Origin of the sequence: Micromonospora sp. NPDC052213, assembly GCF_040679695.1 — a bacterium.
Lineage (GTDB): Bacteria > Actinomycetota > Actinomycetes > Mycobacteriales > Micromonosporaceae > Micromonospora.
In genome coordinates, this window is sequence record NZ_JBFAVI010000164.1 from 1 (window position 1) to 15,928 (window position 15,928).

Below are 15,928 nucleotides of genomic sequence, written 5' to 3' on the forward strand. Positions count from 1 at the left end.
CGGGCTCCGCGCCCGCGCCGGCCCCGTCCGGTGTGCCGGTCAGCCCGCCGCCCCTCAGGCCAGCGCGTCGGCCAGCGGCAGGGCCCGCATGCCGTGCGCCTCGGCGACCGGGCCGTAGGTGACCTGGCCGTCGTGGGTGTTCAGGCCCAGCGCCAGCGCCGGGTCGCGGCGCAGCGCCTCCCGCCAGCCGTGGTTGGCCAGCTCCAGGGCGTACGGCAGGGTGACGTTGGTCAGCGCGTAGGTGCTGGTGTGCGGCACGGCGCCCGGCATGTTCGCCACGCAGTAGAAGATCGACTCGTGGACCTTGTAGGTCGGGTCGGCGTGCGTGGTGGGACGCGAGTCCTCGAAGCAGCCGCCCTGGTCGATGGAGATGTCGACCAGCACGCTGCCCGGCTTCATCCGGGAGACCAACTCGTTGGAGATCAGGGTCGGGGCCTTCGCGCCGGGCACCAGCACCGCGCCGATGACCAGGTCCGCGTCGAGCACGGCCCGCTCGATCTCGTACGCGTTGGAGGCGACCGTCTGCAGGTGGCCGCGGTAGATGGCGTCGGCCTGGCGCAGCCGGGCGACGTTCTTGTCCAGCAGCAGCACCTCGGCCTGCAGGCCGAGCGCGATCGCGGCGGCGTTCATGCCAGAGACGCCGGCGCCGATGACCACGGTCTTCGCGGCGTAGACGCCGGAGACGCCGCCCATCAGGATGCCCCGCCCGCCGCCCTGCGCCTGCAGGTGGTACGCGCCGACCTGCGGTGCGAGCCGGCCCGCCACCTCGGACATCGGGGCGAGCAGGGGCAGCGACCGGTCCGGCAGCTCCACCGTCTCGTAGGCGATGCCGGTCACCTTGCGGTCGAGCAGCGCGTCGGTGCACTCCTTGGACGCGGCCAGGTGCAGGTAGGTGAAGAGCACCTGCCCCTCGCGCATCCGGTGGTACTCCTCGGCGACCGGCTCCTTGACCTTGAGCACCAGCTCGGCGGTGTCCCACACCTCGTCGGCGGTGGCCAGGATCTTGGCCCCGGCGGCGGCGAAGTCGTCGTCGCTGATGCTGGACCCGACCCCGGCGCCGGCCTCGACGAAGACCTGGTGACCGCTGCGGACGAACTCGTTGATGCCCGCCGGCGTGATCGCCACGCGGTACTCGTGGTTCTTGACCTCGCGGGGGATTCCGACCTTCACGATGCAGACACCTCTCTCCGGGGCTGCTCTCCCCCGACTGCTCGGCGCCACGACGACCCCATTGCCGCCGCGGTCCACCGGTCCCGTCGGCGGCAGTCTAGGCGCGCCGCCGCCCGAAATGAGCCAGCACAGTGACATCCGGTGCCCGCCCACCCTGACGAAGTGTCAGGCGTCGACCCGGCCGGCGGTGGGACGCCCCCTCAGCCGTCAGGACAGTGTTCGTCCATTATCGTCCCATCCAGTGGGTCCCGCTGCGGACACGACGAGAGTGGATCACTAGGGTGTCGCCTCATGACCACACCTCCTTACCAGCCCGGGTACCCGACGGGCGTTTCCGACAAGAGCAAGCTCGTCGCCGGTCTCCTCGGCATCTTCCTGGGCGGCTTCGGTGCCGGCCGGTTCTACATGGGCGACACCAAGACCGGTGTCCTCCAGCTCGTGGTGAGCATCGTGACCTGCGGCTTCGGCAGCATCTGGGGCCTCATCGACGGCATCCTGATCCTCGTCAACGGTGGCGTCGACGGGCAGGGCCGGCCGCTGCGCGACTGACCCGACCGGAACGACGACGGGGCCGTGCGGCGAACCGCACGGCCCCTTTCCACGTACCGCGTCCGGCGCGGCCGGCTCAGCGCGGTGGCGGCGTGTCCGCCCGACGCAGCGCCGACCAGCCGGCGTCGCGGCCCCGGGCCGCGGCGAGCAGCCCGGCCACGCAGGACGCGTTGGTGATCTCCCCCGCGAGGACCATGCCGACCGCCTCGTCCAGGTCGATCCGGACGACCTGGAGGTCGGCCTCCTCCTCGCTGCGCTCGTGGCGCTGCTCGGCCGGCACGTCGGTCAGGTCCCGGGCCAGGAACACCCGGACCAGCTCGTTGGTGAAACCCGGCGAGCTGTGCAGGTCGACCAGGACGTCGAGCCGCCCCGCGACGAGGTCGACCTCCTCGGCCAGCTCCCGGGCCGCGGCGGCGGCCAGGTCCTCGCCGGAGACGTCGGTCAGCCCGGCGGGCAGCTCCCACAGGTGCCGGCCGACGGGGTGGCGGTACTGGCGGATCAGCACCACCTGGCCGGCGGAGTCGAGTGCCACCACGGCCACCGCACCGACGTGCCGGACGAAGTCCCGGACTCCCGTCCCGCCGCCCGGCATGGTCACCTCCTCGCTGACCACGTCGAAGATCCGGCCGCGGTAGCGCTCGGTGCGGGAGCGCACCTCGTAGCGGTGCTCGACGGCGCTCACGCCGCCGCCCCGCTCGGCGTGACGGAGGCGTGAGGCGCCGCGCTGCTGTGCCCGACGGGTCGCCCGCTCCGCTCGCTCACGAGGCCGACGCCGCCTTCGCGGCGGCGCCGCCGTTGCGGGCGGCCTTCTTCGCCGCCGCCTTCTCCGCCGCCTCCAGGTCCACCGGGAGCTGGTCGGCCTCGGAGTACGCCACGGCCGCCTTGACGAAGGAGGCGAAGAGCGGGTGCGGCCGGGTCGGGCGGCTCTTCAGCTCCGGGTGCGCCTGGGTGGCCACGAAGAACGGGTGCAGGCCGCGGTCCAGCTCGATGAACTCGACCAGCCGGCCGTCCGGCGAGGTGCCGGAGAAGCGCAGGCCCGCCTTGGTGAGCTGGTCCCGGTAGGCGTTGTTCACCTCGTACCGGTGCCGGTGCCGCTCGCTGATCTCGGTGCTGCCGTACGCCTCGGCGACCAGCGAGCCCTCGGTCAGCTTCGCCGGGTACGCCCCGAGCCGCATCGTGCCGCCCAGGTCGCCCCTGCCGGCGACGATGTCCTCCTGGTCGGCCATGGTGGCGATGACCGGGTGCTTCGCCTCCTCGTCGAACTCCAGCGAGTTGGCGCCCTCCAGGCCGGCCAGGTGCCGGGCCACCTCGATGGTCATGCACTGCAGGCCGAGGCAGAGGCCGAGCAGCGGGATGCCGTTCTCCCGGGCGTACCGGGCGGTGCCGATCTTGCCCTCGATGCCGCGCACCCCGAAGCCGCCCGGGATGACGATGCCGTCGACGCCGGCCAGGGCGGCCGCGGCGCCGGTCGGGGTGACGCACTCGTCGCTGGGCACCCAGCGCAGCTGCACCCGGGCCCGGTGGCCGAAGCCGGCGGCCCGGATCGCCTCGCTCACCGACAGGTAGGCGTCGGGCAGGTCGACGTACTTGCCGACCACGGCGACGGTGACGGTGTGCCGGGGCTGGTGCACCCGGTCCAGCAGGTCGTCCCAGCTGGCCCAGTCCACGTCGCGGAAGGAGAGGCCGAGCCGGCGCACCACGTACGCGTCGAGGCCCTCCCGGTGCAGCACCTTGGGGATGTCGTAGATGCTCGGCGCGTCCGGGGCGGCGGTGACCGCCTCGCGGTCGACGTCGCAGTAGAGCGACAGCTTCTGCTTGACCTTGTCGGGGATCTCCCGGTCGCAGCGCAGCACCAGCGCGTCGGGCTGGATGCCGATGCTGCGCAGCTGGGCCACCGAGTGCTGGGTCGGCTTGGTCTTCAGCTCCCCCGACGGCGCCAGGTACGGCACCAGCGAGACGTGCAGGTAGAAGCAGTTGTCCCGGCCCAGGTCGTGGCGGACCTGCCGGATCGCCTCCAGGAACGGCAGCGACTCGATGTCGCCGACCGTGCCGCCGACCTCGGTGATCACGACGTCCGGCACCTGGCCGTCGTCGTCCGGGTCGGCCATGGCCAGGATCCGCGACTTGATCTCGTTGGTGATGTGCGGGATGACCTGGACGGTGTCGCCCAGGTACTCGCCGCGCCGCTCCTTCGCGATCACGTCTGAGTAGATCTGGCCGGTGGTGACGTTCGCCTTCCCGGAGAGCGCCCGGTCCAGGAAGCGCTCGTAGTGCCCGACGTCGAGGTCGGTCTCGGCGCCGTCCTCGGTCACGAAGACCTCGCCGTGCTGGAACGGGTTCATCGTCCCCGGGTCGACGTTGAGGTAGGGGTCGAGCTTCTGCATGACCACGCGCAGGCCGCGCGCGGTGAGCAGGTTGCCGAGGCTGGAGGCGGTGAGGCCCTTACCCAGCGAGGAGGCGACGCCCCCGGTGACGAAAATGTGCCTGGTCGTCCGTGCTGAAGGGGCCAAGGCCTGCTCCCGTGTCGTCTGTCGCGGTCGTGCAGACCGCCGTGCCGATCAGCAAAGTGATCACGCGATCCACGGGATTCCACGGTAACACCTCACCCGCCCCCGCCGCCCGGCGCACCCGTACCGGCCGTCCGGGTGTCGCCGACCCGGTCAGGAGGCCGTGACCTCGGTCGATGGCCGGCCGGCCGGCGCGTCCGGCCCGGCGACCGGATCCGCGGTGCCCGCCCCGCCGCCCGCCCCCGGGCCGTCCGGGCCGCCGTCGTCCGATCCCCCGCCGCCGTCCGGCCCGTCGCCGGCCCCGCCCGGCCCACCGTCGCTCTGGCCGGCCGCGTCGGGCTGGGTGCGGTCGGTCGAGTGGTCGAGCACCCGCAGCGCGGCCAGCGCCGCCATCGGCACCACCAGGGCCCCGGCCGCGCCGGCCACGTCCAGGGCATCGCCGCCCAGCACCCCGCCGATCACCGCGGCGACGGCGGTGCCGGCCATCGCCGCCCGCATCGCCGGGTAGATGCCGAACAGCCGCATCAGCCCGCCCCACGGCTGGAGCAGGGCGAACCAGACCAGCAGGGCGCCGGCCAGGGCCAGCACGGTCAGCGGGCTGTTGACCAGGGTCTCGAAGTTGGCGGTGCTGGAGCGGTGCACGGTGAGCCCGCCGGTGCCGTCGCCGACGGCGGCCAGGAACCGGCCGAGGCTGCCCCGCTCGGCGGCGGGCCGGCGCAGGTCCAGCACCGCGAAGCCGATGGTCAGCGCCAGCCCGGCCATGGTCGCCCAGGCCAGCCGGCTGATCGTCAGCCAGCCGCCGGCGCTGATCGCGGCGGCGACGCTCAGCCCGGCGGTCAGCGCGATCGCGCCGACCGGGTCGGACCCCAGGTACGGGCTGCCGACGACCACCACGGCCGCGCCGCCGACGAGCACCATGACGGTCGGCCGCCAGGACCGGCGGACCCGCTGGGCCAGCCACCCCGCGCTCAGCAGGGCGCCGGCCAGGAACACGCCGAGCCCGACGGTGCCCAGCCCGGCGTACCGGCCGCCCTCCAGGGCCGAGTAGCCGACCACCCCGTTGAGCTGGAGGCGGGCGCCGGTGAGCACGTCCACCCCGACGGCCAGCGTGGTCAGCCCCGCCACCGCGCCGAGCGGGCCGAGGGTGCTCGCGTACCCCGGCGCCAACCGGACCACCGCGGTCGCGGCAACCAGCAGCAGCACGGTCACCCCGGCGAAGTAGACGCCGGCGTGGTCGCCGCGCCACCACGGCACCGCGTCGGCGAGCAGGGCCGCCGGCACGGCCAGGGCGGCCCCGATCAGCAGCAGCTCGACGACCGACACGACCCGCCGCGACACCGGCTCCGGGCCGTACGGGCCGGCGTGCCGGCGGGCCCGGCGCAGCAACGGCAGCACCGCCACCGCCAGGAGCACCTGCACGCCGGCGAGCAGGGCGAAGAACCAGTCCGCCACCCGCCGTTGGGCGGCCGCCTCCCGGTCGGCGTCGGCGGGCTGCGCGATCGCGGTGGCCAGGTCCGCCGGCCGCCCGCCGACCGATTCGGCCGGCCGACCGAGGAAGAGCCGCTCGGGCAGCGGCCGGCCCAGCGCGGTGAGCGCGGTCGGTGCGAGGTCGACCAGTTGCAGGTAGCCCTCCCGGCCGGTGCTGGCCGAGGTGAGCCACCCGCGCTCCCAGCCCGGCCCGTCGGCGACGGCCACGTGCAGCCGGGACGGCACCTCGGTGTCGGACACCCCGGCGACGATCACCAGCGAGCGGGGCGGCCGGGCGGCGAGCACCCGGGCCAGCCGGGTGTCGGCCTCGCGCGCCGCCGCGGCCCGGGTCGTCGGGTCCTCGCCGGCGACCGTGCCGAGGTCGACGATGCTCAGCACGCACGAGCCGAGCAGCTCGGCGGGGTCCTCGGGCAGGGCGGCCGCGTACCGGTCGACCCGGCCGAACGGCCGGGCGGCGGCCACCGCCGCACCGGGCCCGACCGCCACCGAGCAGCGCACCGACTCCGACAGCGCGCCGGGCACCGCGCCCCACGGCAGCCGCTCCTGGTTGTGCAGGACGACGCTCTCCTGGTCGGGCAGGTTCGCGCCGATACCGTCGGGTTGCTCCACGGTCACCGCCGTCGGGGGGCAGCCCCCGACCTGCCGGCTGCCGTTCCAGGCGGCGTAGCTGCCCGCCCCGAGGGTCAGCCAGCCGTCCACGGGGCAGGTCGGCCGGTGCGCGGAGCGCACCGAGAGGGAGCCGATGGAGCCGTCGCGGGCCATCCGCCACAGCGTCGGGGTGGTCTCCGGGTCGACGTCCTCCCAGCGCAGCCCGGCCACCCCGGCAAGCACGACGAAGTCGGCGGTGCGCTCGGGCGCCTCCCGGTCCGGCCGGGCGGTCAGCGCCGCGATGCCGAGCGCCACCACGACCAGGGTCAGCAGGGCCGGGGCGAGTCTGCGCAACATCACCGGCGTCCCGTCGACGGGGCGTGACCGTCACGTCCGGGTTCGGCGGGCCCGCCGTCGGTGCCGGGGAGCGCGGATCGTGCCGCGTCCGAAGCCAGCTCGGCGTAGAGCGCCGCGAGCTGGGCGAGGGTGTCCGCCTCGGTGGGCCAGGTCGCGGCCCGGGCGGCGCCCCGCCGGCCCAGCTCGACCCGGCCGGCCTCGTCGTCGAGCAGGGCACGCACGGCCGCGTCGACCGCGTCCACGTCCCCCGGCGGCACCAGCGCCGCGGCGTCGCCGACCAGCTCCGGCAGGCCGCCGACGGCGGTCGCCACCAGCGGTACGCCGGCCCGCATCGCCTCCTGCGCGAAGAGCTGGCGGGCCTCCCAGTCGCTGGTCACCAGCGCCAGGTCGGCCCCGGCGAGCAGGTCGGCCACGTCGGTGCGGTGCCCGAGCAGGGTCACCGGGGCCCGGGCGGCGGAGATCCGGGCGGCCAGCGGCAGGTAGGCCGGGCCGCTGCCGGCGATCACCACGACCGGCGCCGGGGTCCGGGCGCGCCACCGGGCGGCCGCGTCGACCAGCACGTCGTACCGCTTCTGCGGGTGCAGCCGGCCGACCGAGAGGATCAGCGGCTGGTCCGGGCCGACGCCGAACTCGGCGCGGACGGCGGCCCGGCGGCGGCGCGGCGCGGGCAGCGCCGGCGCGGCGACCGGGGCGAGCCGGGCGTCCGTCGCGCCCAGCGCGGCGGCCCGCTCGACGAGGTCGGCGGAGGCGCCGAGGGCCACCCGGGCGCCCCGGGCGACGACCCGCTCGACGAGGCGGGACACGCCGCCGCGCAACCCGCCGGCGAGCACCGCGTTGTGCCAGGTGACCACGAGGGGCACGGCCGGCCGGGCGAGGACGGCGACCAGCCCGGCCCGCAGCCCGTGGGCGTGCAGCACGTCTACCGGCTCGGCGGCGAGGGCCCGGCGCAGCGTGGCCACGGCACGGGCGTCGGCAGGGGTCGGGCTGGCCGGGATCTCCACCGGCCGGAACCGGGCGCCGACGCCGGTGAAGTCGAACTGCTCCTGCGTCGCGGCGGGCCCGCAGACCAGCACGGCGGCGCCCGCGGCGGTCAGCCCCTGGGCGAGGGAACGGACGTGCTGCCCGACCCCGCCGGTGCTGGAGGCGAGCAGCAGGGCCACGGTGCCGCGCCAACTGGTGTCCGGTGTCGGTTCCGTCACCGGGACCACCCCCGCTCGTCGGTCGCCGCCGGCCGGTCACCCGTCCTGCACCCGCTCACCGGGACACCGTCTCCTTCCCGTCACCCCGTTCCGGGGGGATCTCACCCTCACCCGTCCGTTCGGCGGGAGCCGCCGGCCCGCGCCGGCCCCGGCTCACCCGCCGGAGCACCCCGGCCAGCAGCGGTCGCACGTCCCGCCGGTCGACCAGCCAGACGACGGCGAGGAACACGACGCCGACCAGGACTCCGGACAGCATGCCCTGCACGAGTGCGGCCGGTGTCGTCGGGGTGCCGTCGCCGGCCGCGTCCAGCCAGCGGGCGGCGGCCGCCCCGGCGAGCGCCGCCAGGGCGCCGGCGAGCAGCCCGGCGGCGCCGGCCCGGCCGACGCCGGCGAGCGCGGCGGCCCCGGCCGAGCGCAGCACGGCGGCGAGCAGCAGGCCGCCGAGCAGCAGCATCCCGGCCGAGTTGGCCAGGGTGACCGCCAGCACCCGGTCCGCCACCGGGAGCAGGGCCGCCAGCGGCACCGCCGCCACCGGCACGGCCAGCCAGCCGGCGGTGATCGCCACGGTGGCGGGGCGGGTGTCGCCGCGGGCGTAGAGGGCCCGGGAGAGCACCGCGAAGAGGCCGTAACCGAGCAGCCCCGGGGCGAAGCCGGCGATCCCGGCGGCCGTGGACCCGGGATCGTCCGGGTAGAAGAACGAGGCGACCGGCGCGGCGGTGCCGACCAGGGCCGCCGCGCCGAGGCAGCTGAACAGCAGCACGCCGCGCGCGGTCGAGGAGAGCGTGCGCCGGTAGTCCCCGTCGTCCCCGGCGGCCGCCGCGGTCGCCAGCGTCGGGTACGCCGCCACGGCCAGCGGCACCGCCAGCACCGCCCAGGGCAGCAGGTACATGGTCTGGGCCAGGTTGAACACCTGCGGCGAGCCGGTCGGGCCGCCGGAGACCCGGTTGAGCAGCACCAGCAGCGCGATCTGCTGGGCGGTGACGGTGACGGCGCCCGCCAGCGCCAGCCCCGTCACCCGCGCCCGGGCGTCGGCGGGGAACGCGTACCCGGGGCGCAGCCGCAGTCCCAGCCGGCGCAGCGGGATCAGCAGCGACAGCGACAGCACCACCACGCCCGCCGTGGTGCCGCCCGACAGGATCAGCTCGCCGCCACGGCTCACCTGCGCCACGCTCGCGCCACGTCCCTCGGCGCCGCCGAAGGCGAGGTAGACCACGATCACGGTGAGGCTGGACAGCAGCGGCGCGATCACCGGCCAGGCGAACCGGCGGTGCGCCTGGAGCACGCCGGTCAGCACGATGCCGACGCCGTAGAGCGGCAACTGCGGGGCGAAGACCCGCAGCATCCGCGCGCCGGCGGCCACCTCCGCCTCGGAGCGCCCCTCGCTGATCAGCGACACGACCGGGTCGGCCGCCACCGCGACCAGCACGGCCAGCGGCACCAGCAGGGTGACCGTCCAGGTGAGCAGCGCGCCGGTGGTGGCGGCCACCGCGCGCCGGTCCCCGGCCGCGACCGGCCCGGCCAGCAGCGGTACGACCAGACTCGCCAGCGCGCCGCCCGCGACGATCTCGAAGATGATGTTCGGGACCGTGTTGGCGATCACGTACATGCCGCCGAGGTCGCTCTTCTGCACGACCCAGGTGAAGACGGCGGTGCGGCCGAACCCGGCGAGCCGGCTGAGCACGGTGAGGACGGCGATGAGCGCGGCCGCTCCGGCGACGCGGCCGGCGCCGGCGAGGGGTGCCGGGGTCGTCACGTCAGTCGGCGCGACGGCCCAGCGCGTCGAGTTCGCGCAGCCCGGGGGTGCGCTGGATGACCTGGGTGAAGCTGACCTTCTCGCTGGCCGCGGTGAGGCCGGCGAGCACGGCGAGCAGCCCGGCCCGCCCGACCGGCCCGGTACGCGCGGCCAGCGCCACGCCCAGCAGCGCGCCGAGCGCGTTCGCGCCGCTGTCGCCGAGCATCACGTCCTCGCCGAGGTCGTCGGGGAGCAGCCCGGCGGCGGCGCCGACCGCGCCCGCGGCGATCCCGCCGTGCGGGCCGGCGGCCAGCGGGGCGCCGAGCAGGATGCCGGACTTCAGCGCCCGGCCGGGTCGCAGGTCGAGCAGGTTCAGCAGGTTCGCGGTGCCGGCGATGACGCCCGCGCCGAGCAGCACGTCGAGGCCCCGCCCCAGCGTGCCCTGCCGCTGGCGGCGGCGGTGCCCGGCCACCCGGGGGTCGGTGGCGAGCAGCGCGGCGGCGCCGAGCCCTGCCGCGCCCACCCCGACGACCTTGACGAGCCCGGCGGTGACCCGGCCCTCGCGCAGCGCGGCCAGGTGACCGGCGAAGCCCTTGGCCGCCTTCTGCTCCGGCCGCGCCCCCACCACGTCGTCGTAGAGCCCGACGGCCCCGGCGCCCACCCCGGCGACCAGGGCCGCGGCCCCCGAGGACGCGCTGGAGGCGCCGAACGCGCCCGCTCCGGCGGCCCCGGCGGCGAGCGCCGGCCCGGCGGCCAGGGTCACCGTGCGGCCGCGGAAGTTCGTCCGGTCCAGGGCGGGGCCGGCCGGCGAGGTGCGCACCTCGCGCAGCGCGTACCGGGCGGCGGCGGCGCCCGCCCCGGCGATCAACAGTCGACCGAGCAGACTCACGCGGCCCCCTCCCGCTCGTGCGTACGGCTGGATCCGGACACCGGGGTACGTCGCTCGCTCACTGGGGCAGTCTAGGCAGCAGGGTGGCGTTGTCGCCGACGCCGTACTGCCCGGCCTTCTTCTCGGTCACCTGCTGCACCATCGCGAGGGCGGTGACCAGCTGGCCCTGGACGGTGTTGGCGTTGTCGACGGTGGAGATGCTCTGCACCAGCACCGGGTCGCTGCGGACGGCCGCGACCAGGTTGCCGCCGGTCGAGCCGTTGCCGGCGACGACGATCGTCCCGACGCGGTCGAACTGCTCGGCGACCTTGAGCACCGACTCGTCCTTCTTCGCCGAGTCCTTGTCCACGTACGGCTGCCCGCTGACCACGACGACGGCCTCCGCCGACGCGCTGACCCGCTCCTCCGTGGTCAGGTAGTTGGCGTTGGTGTACGCGGCCAGCACCGCCCGCCGGTCGGCCTCGGTGACCGGGGTGGCGCCGGTCGCCCGGTCCAGCAGGACGCTGGCCAGCAGCGCGCTGGACGTCTCCACCCCGTTGCCGTTGCCCGGCAGGTCGGCGGTCGGCGCGCTGGTGGGGCGCGCGGCGGTGACCGCCAGTTCCAGCAGGTCGTTGTTGTTGTCCGGATTGATGAACTTGTCCTGCAGGTCGATGCGGCCCGTCATCTCGGCCCCGCCGAGCTGGAGCATCTTGACCACGCCCTCGGTGTGGTCCCGCCCGGTGGGCAGGGTGACCACCACCACCCGCTTGCCGGCGAGCTTGCCCGGCAGGAACAACTCCGCCATCTGGGCCGCGAAGTCCTCCTCCAGCTCCAGTTCCTTCTCCATGCTCTGGACCTGCTGGCGCATCAGCTGGTTGTCCTTGCGCAGCCCGTTGACGTTCTCCTTGAGCGAGTCGGCGACCGGGCCGTTCAGTGCGGCGGTGCCGACCACCAGACCGATCGCCAACGCGAGGAAGACCGCGGTCAGGGACACCACGTGGTACCGGAAGTTGATCACACCTGCAGCCTCTTGATCGGTCGGACGCTAGAAAAGCTGTTCAAGCTGGAACACGAAATTGTTCCACCACTCGGAAACCACACCCAAATACGCCTTGCCGACGGTGGAGACCGCCACGGCGGAGGCCATCGCCGCGATCGCGGAGAGCACCAGCAGCAGCAGCGAGGACCCGGAGATGCTCTGCCGGTAGAGCCGGCTCACACCCTTGGCGTCGACGAGCTTGCCGCCGACCTTGAGCCGGGTCAGGAACGTGGAGGCCATGCCGCCGCGGCCCTTGTCCAGGAACTCCACCAGCGTGGCGTGGGTGCCGACGGCGACCAGCAGCGAGGCGCCCTTCTCGTCGGCCAGCAGCATGGCCAGGTCCTCGCTGGTGGCCGCGGCCGGGAAGGTCACCGCCGGTACGCCGAGCCCGGTGACCCGGGCCAGACCGGGCGCCCGCCCGTCCGGGTAGGCGTGCACGATCACCTCGGCGCCGCAGCGCAACACGTCGTCGGTGACCGAATCCATGTCACCGATGATCATGTCCGGCGTGTAGCCGGCCTCCACCAGCGCGTCCGCGCCACCGTCGACGCCGATCAGCACCGGCTTGAACTCGCGGATGTAGGGGCGCAGCACGTCCAGGTCGGCCTTGTAGTCGTAGCCGCGCACCACGATCAGGCAGTGCCGCCCCTGGATCTCGGTCTGGATCTCCGGCACGCCGACGCCGTCGAGGAGCAGGGCGCGCTCCTGCTTGAGGTAGTCCATCGTGTTGGCGGCGAACGCCTCCAGCTGGACCGACAGGCCCTCCCGGGCGTCGGCCATCGCCTTGGCCACCGTCTCGGCGTCCTGGAGGCTGCCGTGCGCCACCGGCTCGTCGCCGACGTAGACGGTGTTGCCCTCGATCCGGACCGTGTCGCCCTCACGGATCCGCTCGAAGATCCCCTCCCCCAGGTCGTCGAGGAGCGGGATGCCGGCGCCGATCAGCACCTCCGGCCCGAGGTTGGGGTAGCGGCCGGAGACCGACGGCTTCGCGTTGAGCACGGCGGCGACACCGACCGCGACGAGCGAGTCGGCGGCGACCCGGTCCACGTCGACGTGGTCGATGACCGCGATGTCACCGGGGCGGAGCCGGCCGACCAGGCGTTTCGTCCGGCGGTCCAGGCGCGCGGTGCCGAGGATTCTGCCCGGTTCCGCGTTCCGGGTCCGGCGCAACGTGGGTAGACGCATCGTGACCATCCTGGCATGTGAGGCAGGCATTTCTGTCGCGACATGCCTGAGCAGGGCCGCCTACCCAGGGAAGCACACTAGCGCGCAGGCCGGTGTGCCTGTGCTCACAATCGCCGCCCTCACGGACGCCTTTCCCGGGCCGCCACGGCCAGAAGCTCCTCGGCGTGGGCGATACCCAGGTCGGAATCGGGCAAACCCGCGAGCATCCGGGCCAACTCCCGGGCCCGCTCCGTGTCCTCCACCACGCGGACCCCGCTCGTGGTGACCGCCCCGCCCGTGTCCTTCGCCACCACCAGGTGCCGGTCGGCGAACGCGGCGACCTGCGGCAGGTGGGTGACCACGAGCACCTGGTGGCTACGGGCCAGCCGGGCCAGCCGCCGGCCGATCTCCACCGCCGCCTGGCCGCCGACCCCGGCGTCCACCTCGTCGAAGACCAGCGTGGGCGGCCCGCCCGAGCCGGCGAAGACGACCTCGATGGCGAGCATCACCCGGGACAGCTCACCGCCGGAGGCGCCGCGCTGCAGCGGCAGCGCGGGCGCGCCGGGGTGGGCCAGCAGGCGCAGCTCGACCTCGTCGCCGCCGTCCGGGCCGACGCCGACCTCGGCGCCGTTGACCGGCAGGCTCGGCTCCGCCCGGCCGGCCGGCCGCGGCAGCACCGCCACCTCGATCCGGGCGTGCGGCATGGCCAGGCCGGCCAGCTCGACGGTGACCTGCTCCGCGAAGCGGGTCGCCGCCTCCTGCCGGGACGTCGACACCCGGCCGGCCAGGTCGGCCACCTCGCCGGCCAGCCGCGCCGACTCCCGCTCCAGCTCGTCGAGAAGCTCGTCGGAGGTGTCCAGGTCGGACAGCCGGGTGCGGGCCCGTTCCGCCCAGGCGATCACGCCGTCGACGTCGTCGGCGTACTTGCGGGTCAGGGCGCGCAGCGCCGCCCGGCGCTCGTAGAGGGCCTGCAACCGGGCCGGGTCGGCGTCGAGCGCGGCGAGGTAGGCCGACAGCTCGGCGGAGACGTCCGCCACCAGCGTCGCCGCCTCCTCCAGCCGCCCCGCCAGCTCGCCGAGCGCCGGATCCGTGCCGGCCTGCGCCTCCAGGGTGCGCCGGGCGGTGCCGAGCAGCGCCGTGGCGTCGGGGGTCTCGTCGGCCGCCTCCACGCCGCCCGCCACGCACTGGTGGGCCATCTGCGCCGCCGTGCGCAGCCCCTCGGCGTGCTCCAGCCGCTGCGCCTCCGCCTTCAGCTCGTCGTCCTCGCCGGGCTGCGGGTCGACCCGGGTGATCTCGTCCAGGCCGAGCCGCAGCAGGTCGGCCTCCTGGCTGCGCTCGCGGACGTTGCGCCGCCGGTCGGCCAGGTCGTCGACCACGGCGCGCCAGCGGGCGTACGCCTCGCGCAGCGCGTCGAGCAGCTTCTCGTGCTCCGGGCCGGCGAACCGGTCCAGCGCGGCCCGCTGCTCGGCCGGACGCAGCAGCCGCAGCTGGTCGGACTGGCCGTGCACGGCGACCACCTGCTCGCCCACCTCGCCGAGCATGGACACCGGCATGCTGCGCCCACCCAGGTGCGCCCGGGACCGACCCTCCACCGTGACCGTGCGGCTGAGCAGCACCGAACCGTCCTCGTCGGGCTCGCCGCCGGCGTCGACGACCCGGGTGTGCACGGCGGCGGCCACCCGGCCGTCGAGCCGCAGCCGCCCCTCGACCACCGCCCGGCCGGGCTGGGCCCGGACCCGCCCCGCGTCGGCACGGCCACCGAAGAGCAGGCCGAGGCCGGTGACCACCATCGTCTTGCCCGCACCGGTCTCGCCGGTGATGACGTTCATGCCGCCGGTCAACGGCAGCGTGGTGTCCTCGATGACGCCCAGTCCGGTGATGCGCAGCTCTTCCAGCACAGCAACCGACAGTAGACGCGGCCCCCGACAGTTGACCAGCCGGCGCGGGCGTACCGGGGCGTCGCGCCCCGCCCCACCACCGGCCGGGGCGCCCCGGTGAGGCCGGTCACCGCCGGTGCGGACACGCGCCTCGGACGCGCCGTCAGCGGCGGTTGCCGCGCCAGCCGTGCACGGGCAGGTCGAACTTCGCCACCAGCCGGTCGGTGAACGGGCGGTCCCGCAGCCGCACGATGCGCACGGGCAACGCGCCGCGCCGCACCGTGACGCGGGCCCCGGGCGGCAGGTCGTAGACGCGCCGGCCGTCGCAGGACAACACCGCGAGGGTGGTGAACGGGTCGACGGTGATGGCGAACGTGGAGGTGGGCGCGGTGACCAGCGGCCGGCTGAACAGCGCGTGCGCGCTGATCGGCACCAGCAGCAGGGCCTCCACCTCGGGCCACACCACCGGCCCGCCGCCGGAGAACGCGTACGCCGTCGAGCCGGTGGGGGTCGCGCAGACCACGCCGTCGCAGCCGTAGCGGGACAGCGGGCGGCCGTCCACGTCGACGAGCAGCTCCAGCATCTGGGCGCGCTCGCCCTTCTCGACGCTGATCTCGTTGAGCGCCCAGGACTCGATGGTCGGGCCGCCGTCGAACTCGGCGGTCACGTCCAGCGTGAGCCGCTCGTCCACGGTGTAGTTGCGGCCCACCACGTCCCGCACCGCGCTGTCCAGGTCGTCGATCTCCGCCTCGGCGAGGAAGCCGACCTTGCCGAGGTTGATGCCGAGCAGCGGCGCCTTCGCCGGCCGGGCCAGCTCGGCCGCGCGCAGGAACGTGCCGTCCCCGCCGAGCGCGAAGACGATCTCCGCGCCCTCGGCCGCCTCCAGGCCGGTCACCGGCACCACACCGGGCAGGTCGAGGTCGTCGGCCTCCTCGGCGACGACCCGTACCTCGAAACCGGCCGCGATGAGGTCGGCGGCCACCGCCCGCGCGTGCTCGGTGCTGCGGCGGCGGCCGGTGTGGGTCACCAACAGGGCCGTGCGGCTCACCGGGACGGCCGTCCCGTCGCGCCCGCCCGGCACCCGCACCCGCGCGGCCCAGCCACGACCGCGGGGCTCGCCTGCTCGCTCACCCGGCCACCTCCTCCGTCGCCGTGTCCGGCAGGTCGCCGGACGACACCGGGCCCTGCGGCCCGGCGGTCACCACGGCACGCACCCGATCCGGGTCGGCCGGCGGTGCGTCCCGGCGTAACCATACGAAGAACTCGACGTTGCCGCTGGGCCCCGGCAGCGGGCTCGCGGCCACGTCGGCCAGACCGAGCTCGAGCCGCGCCGCCGCGGCGGCGACGTCGAGCACCGCCTCGGCGCGCAGCGCCGGATCACGGACCACCC

At 75.3% G+C, this 15,928-nt stretch carries 12 protein-coding genes and 1 pseudogene; 1 reads left to right on the forward strand and 12 read right to left on the reverse strand.

Going from position 1 to position 15,928, the window contains the following annotated elements; translation table 11 throughout:
• Window positions 1–54: 54 nt before the first annotated feature.
• Window positions 55–1,170, reverse strand: a complete 1,116-nt coding sequence (ald, locus tag AB0L34_RS27520; RefSeq protein WP_350712384.1) for an alanine dehydrogenase — start codon at window positions 1,168–1,170, stop codon at window positions 55–57.
• Window positions 1,171–1,395: 225 nt separating this feature from the next.
• On the opposite strand from ald, the gene AB0L34_RS27525 reads away from it, so the two are divergent.
• Window positions 1,396–1,719, forward strand: coding sequence for a TM2 domain-containing protein (locus AB0L34_RS27525; RefSeq protein ID WP_363707858.1), 324 nt, complete (start codon window positions 1,396–1,398; stop codon window positions 1,717–1,719).
• A 76-nt stretch (window positions 1,720–1,795) separates the two neighbouring features.
• On the opposite strand, the gene AB0L34_RS27530 is transcribed toward AB0L34_RS27525, so the two are convergent.
• The 11 genes and pseudogenes from AB0L34_RS27530 to AB0L34_RS27580 form a co-directional block, all read right to left on the reverse strand.
• Window positions 1,796–2,401, reverse strand: coding sequence for an NUDIX hydrolase (locus AB0L34_RS27530; protein WP_357463497.1), 606 nt, complete (start codon window positions 2,399–2,401; stop codon window positions 1,796–1,798).
• Between the two features lie 76 nt (window positions 2,402–2,477).
• Window positions 2,478–4,229 carry a CTP synthase gene (locus AB0L34_RS27535; protein ID WP_357463494.1) on the reverse strand — a complete coding sequence of 584 codons (1,752 nt, stop codon included), beginning with the start codon at window positions 4,227–4,229 and terminating at the stop codon, window positions 2,478–2,480.
• A 150-nt stretch (window positions 4,230–4,379) separates the two neighbouring features.
• Window positions 4,380–6,659 carry a hypothetical protein gene (locus tag AB0L34_RS27540; RefSeq protein WP_363707848.1) on the reverse strand — a complete coding sequence of 760 codons (2,280 nt, stop codon included), beginning with the start codon at window positions 6,657–6,659 and terminating at the stop codon, window positions 4,380–4,382.
• Complete coding sequence (locus AB0L34_RS27545) at window positions 6,659–7,858, reverse strand: glycosyltransferase family 4 protein (protein WP_363707850.1); 1,200 nt, start codon at window positions 7,856–7,858, stop codon at window positions 6,659–6,661. Before AB0L34_RS27545 ends, AB0L34_RS27540 begins: the two co-directional genes overlap by 1 nt.
• Window positions 7,859–7,913: 55 nt before the next feature.
• Window positions 7,914–9,611, reverse strand: a complete 1,698-nt coding sequence (locus AB0L34_RS27550; protein ID WP_363707852.1) for a lipid II flippase MurJ — start codon at window positions 9,609–9,611, stop codon at window positions 7,914–7,916.
• 1 nt (window position 9,612) lies between these two features.
• Window positions 9,613–10,479 (reverse strand): hypothetical protein, encoded by an 867-nt coding sequence (locus AB0L34_RS27555; protein WP_363707854.1) that lies wholly within the window; start codon window positions 10,477–10,479, stop codon window positions 9,613–9,615.
• A 58-nt stretch (window positions 10,480–10,537) separates the two neighbouring features.
• Complete coding sequence (locus AB0L34_RS27560) at window positions 10,538–11,476, reverse strand: copper transporter (protein WP_357463479.1); 939 nt, start codon at window positions 11,474–11,476, stop codon at window positions 10,538–10,540.
• 27 nt (window positions 11,477–11,503) lie between these two features.
• The gene (steA, locus tag AB0L34_RS27565) at window positions 11,504–12,682 is read right to left on the reverse strand and encodes a putative cytokinetic ring protein SteA (RefSeq protein WP_350712376.1); all 1,179 of its coding nucleotides are present in this window, start codon (window positions 12,680–12,682) and stop codon (window positions 11,504–11,506) included.
• A 119-nt stretch (window positions 12,683–12,801) separates the two neighbouring features.
• Complete coding sequence (gene recN, locus AB0L34_RS27570) at window positions 12,802–14,559, reverse strand: DNA repair protein RecN (RefSeq protein WP_363707856.1); 1,758 nt, start codon at window positions 14,557–14,559, stop codon at window positions 12,802–12,804.
• 142 nt (window positions 14,560–14,701) lie between these two features.
• The gene (locus AB0L34_RS27575; RefSeq protein WP_357463470.1) at window positions 14,702–15,586 is read right to left on the reverse strand and encodes an NAD kinase; all 885 of its coding nucleotides are present in this window, start codon (window positions 15,584–15,586) and stop codon (window positions 14,702–14,704) included.
• A 79-nt stretch (window positions 15,587–15,665) separates the two neighbouring features.
• Window positions 15,666–15,928 (reverse strand): annotated as a pseudogene (locus AB0L34_RS27580) (16S/23S rRNA (cytidine-2'-O)-methyltransferase); the annotation flags it as partial.

Bases quoted from the DNA above. Each gene is read 5' to 3' on its own strand.
- AB0L34_RS27540 (WP_363707848.1), bottom strand. From the start codon at position 6,659: ATGTTGCGCAGACTCGCCCCGGCCCTGCTGACCCTGGTCGTGGTGGCG.
- steA (WP_350712376.1), bottom strand. From the start codon at position 12,682: ATGCGTCTACCCACGTTGCGCCGGACCCGGAACGCGGAACCGGGCAGA.